This window comes from Marinobacter sp. (genome assembly GCF_040904845.1).
GTDB lineage: Bacteria > Pseudomonadota > Gammaproteobacteria > Pseudomonadales > Oleiphilaceae > Marinobacter.
In genome coordinates this window covers 1-3,555 of sequence record NZ_JBBDSR010000086.1, presented here as the reverse complement: position 1 = coordinate 3,555, position 3,555 = coordinate 1, and the positions used below count along the sequence as shown (strand labels likewise).

2 protein-coding genes are annotated in these 3,555 nt (G+C 61.0%); one reads left to right on the top strand and one right to left on the bottom strand.

The features are described 5' to 3' along the window. Positions 1-2,489: efflux RND transporter permease subunit (locus tag WD429_RS11400; protein WP_368422295.1), on the top strand; the 2,489-nt coding region annotated here is incomplete at its 5' end. Here WD429_RS11400 and astE read toward each other — a convergent pair. Further along, positions 2,446-3,507 carry a succinylglutamate desuccinylase gene (gene astE, locus WD429_RS11395; RefSeq protein WP_368422294.1) on the bottom strand — a complete coding sequence of 354 codons (1,062 nt, stop codon included), beginning with the start codon at positions 3,505-3,507 and terminating at the stop codon, positions 2,446-2,448. The genes WD429_RS11400 and astE overlap by 44 nt on opposite strands. Positions 3,508-3,555 lie beyond the last annotated feature (48 nt).

Below are 3,555 nucleotides of genomic sequence, written 5' to 3'. Positions count from 1 at the left end.
TCACCCTGGCGCTGGACGACGCTGCCATGTACCGCCTCTGTATATCTCCGGCGCGGGTGCTGGATACGCTCTCGCGGCGCAATCAGACAATCCCGGGTGGTTTTGTTGTAGTCGATGGCCGCCGCATGTCCGTGTTGCCCAACAGTGAGTTTGCCGATATTGAGGCCATACGCGCCACGCCTATTGAACTGCCCGACGGCTCACAAGTGCCACTGGCCGCGGCCGCGGAAGTGTGGCGAGGCCCGGTGGAGCCACGTCAGCCAGAGACCTGGTATGACGGCGAGCGTGTGGTGCTGGTATCGATGATCATGGAGGAAGGTGCTACCGATGCCATCCGTTTTGGTGAGCGGGTAAGAACACGGTTGTCCGAGATCCGCGATGATTTTGAACCCTACGAGCTGAGAGAAATGTTCTTCCAGCCGGACAAGGTGGAGCAGCGCCTGGATAACCTGGCCTGGAGCCTGGTGTTGTCTGTGCTGATCATCGTCGCGGTGGTGTTTACCGGTATGGGGATCCGCATGGGGCTGCTGGTGGCCTCCATCCTGCCCATGGTGGCGTTGATCAGCGTTGGGCTTTACGACCTGGGCGGCGGTGTTCTGCACCAGATTGCGGTCATCGGTATGGTCATTTCCCTGGGTATCCTGATCGACAATGCGATTGTGATTGTCGAGAGTATCCAGGGGTATCTGGACAACGGAATGCGTCGCCTGGACGCCTTGAAATGCTCAGTGCGAGAGCTCGCCGGCCCGCTGGGAGCCTCGACCGGCACCACCCTGGCGGCCTTTACGCCACTGTTATTATCCAAAGGCGGAACGGCAGACTTTACCCGTGGCGTGCCCGTGATGATCATGCTTACCCTGTCCGTAAGCTACCTGCTGGCGATATCTGCGGTGCCCCTGTTGGCCGCACGCTTCCTCAAGCCCCGGAAAGCGCAGTATCGCGACCGCCTGACCGGCCTCGCCCAGTTTCTTGGTAATCTGGTCTCCCGCATGCCGGGCAAGCTGATGATCGGCGGCTTCGCGCTGGTGCTGATCAGCCTGGCGCTGACCCCGTTCATGAAGCTGCAGTTCTTCCCCAATGCGGACCGGCCCCAGGTGATCGTTGAGCTCTACATGCCGGAAGGCACCGATCAGGAGCGCACCTCATCCGTTGCAGCGGACCTGGAGCGGGCCATACGGAGCCGCCCGGAAGCCATTCAGGTGCATCGCTTCACTGGATTCACCGGGCCGAGTTTCTACTACAACCTGAAGCGTTCGCCCCAGGCCCCGAACCGGGGTCGCATCGTGGTGTCTACGCCCACGCTGGCAGACACCACCGACCTGATTCCCTGGATTCGCGACTACGCCGCCACCCACCTGCCGGAGCTGGACCTGTCCGCAGGCATTCTGGGGCAGGGGCCACCCCGAACCGCGCCAGTGGAAGTACGGGTTTACCATGCGAACGACGAGACCCGCGCGGCTGCGGTGGAGCAGGTATTCTCCGCCCTGCGCCAGGTTGAAGGCACCGTGGACGTGCGGCACGATCTGGACATCGGTGTGCCCAGTATCGCGATCAACGTGGATGACGCCAGCGCTGCCCGTTACGGCATCAACCGTTCCGATGTGGCTCAGAGCCTTTACGGCCAAAGCTTTGGCGTGGTGGCGGAACAATATCGGCAAGAGGAAGACCCCATCCCCCTGGTACTGCGATCCCGGGAAGGCACCCGCCTGTCTCTGTCACGGCTGCTGTCGGTCAACATCTACAACGACCAGGGCGATGCCGTACCTTTGTCGGCCGTCACCACAGTGGAAACGTCGTGGCAGCCCGCCGCACGGTACCTGCGCAACGGCGTCAGGATGAGCACTGTGACCGCCAACCTGCTGAACGGCTACAGCTTCAGCGAGGCCTTACAGGGGCTGGATGCCGCGCTGGCTGACCAGCCACTGCCTCCCGGCACCCGGCTGGACATGGGCGGTGACGCGGAAGGATCGGGCGACGCCAACAGCGCGCTGTTGACCACCGCGCCCATCGGCATGCTGCTGTTGCTGTTCTTCCTGCTGGTCCAGTTCAACTCCTTCCGCCGGGTCGGCATTATCCTGCTGACCGTGCCACTGGCGACGGTTGGCATCTTCCCGGGGCTGGTGTTGTCAGGGTCGCCGTTTGGCTTCCAGTCATTGCTTGGGGTGATTGCGCTGGTGGGTATTGTGGTGAACAACGCCATCGTGCTGCTGGACGTAATGGATCGGCAACTGGAGAAAGGCGAAGCCATCCGCGATGCCGTGCGCATCGCTGTGGAACAGCGCACCAGACCCATCCTGCTGACCACGGCAACCACGGTAGCAGGCCTGCTGCCACTGGCGTTCTCCAGTTCCACATTATGGCCGCCCATGGCCTGGGCCATCATCTCCGGCCTGCTGGCGTCCACCGTGCTGACCTTGCTGGTGATACCTTCCGTCTGTACTCAGGTCATCCGCTGCAAAGTGGCAGAGCCCGAGAACGCGCCAGCCTGATCAACAACCCCACCCGTTGGCCCACTGGCACATCACGATTGGGAAACACAATCGATTCTGGCGAATGCCCCACCCGGTACTCCGATTCAGCATCCTCCCAGATCAGCGTGCCAGGGGCGTACTCGGTAAAATTCGCCACATCGTCCGGCACATGAAAGCGGAAGCTGGCACCGGTATTGATGATCTCCTGCACCACCTCAAACACCGCAAGCCGATCAGCGGACGGTTCGGGCTGAACCGGCGCACCTCCGCTCATCCGACGACGCAGCGCATCGCCGATGCCAGAGAAACGGCTGAGATCGTTCTTCCCGAAAGGCCGAACCTTGCCCAGCTCCACCGTAAAACTCTCCGCCTTCAGCACCGACGACGAGAACGACGAAAACGTCGTGCCCTCACGATGCTGGAGCAGCAGCGTCTCCACCCCAGCTTCCAGTAAAAAGTCACATTGCCCTTGCGGTACTTCCCGCCCCTCAACAAACGGATACAGCGCAAACTTCTCCCGCTGGGAAGGACGAATCGCCGTGTGCAGATCGTAGTGGCTCAGATTGTGAGAATGCAGCGTCGCAAACTGCCGGCAGCACTCCTCCAGAAACTGCGCCCGCGCCGCCTCCGGTAACCCCTGATACGCTTCTTTGCTATGAGCACCATGAAACAGCCGATTCATGTTCACATCAAGAAACCGCTCCCCAGCCAACATCGCCGGCGGATTCCCCAGAATCAACAAGACCGGACAGGCCAGGTGCCATTTCCCGTCCAGAACCTCCGTGACCAACGCGTTCAGCACCTCAATCGGCGCAGTTTCGTTACCATGCACGCCAGCAGAAACAATAACTGCCTCGCGATTAGGGTTAGGGCGGTCTGAGGGAGGGCTGAGCTCGAGAACGCCAACGGCGCGTCGAATCACACGAGTGCCCTCTGGAAGTTGGGCTTTTAGTTCAGGTAGTGACGTGTCGGAGTTGGCAAGCGTATGAGCCAGCCAGTCCGGACAGGAATCGAAAAGTGAGGAAGAAATTGACATCGGAATCCCCGAACGAAGTCTGAGGGCGGGCAACTAGTCCCTTCCCGG

What these genes read in the sequence shown, in the direction of transcription:
- astE (WP_368422294.1), bottom strand. Translation starts at nt 3,507, where the DNA reads ATGTCAATTTCTTCCTCACTTTTCGATTCCTGTCCGGACTGGCTGGCT.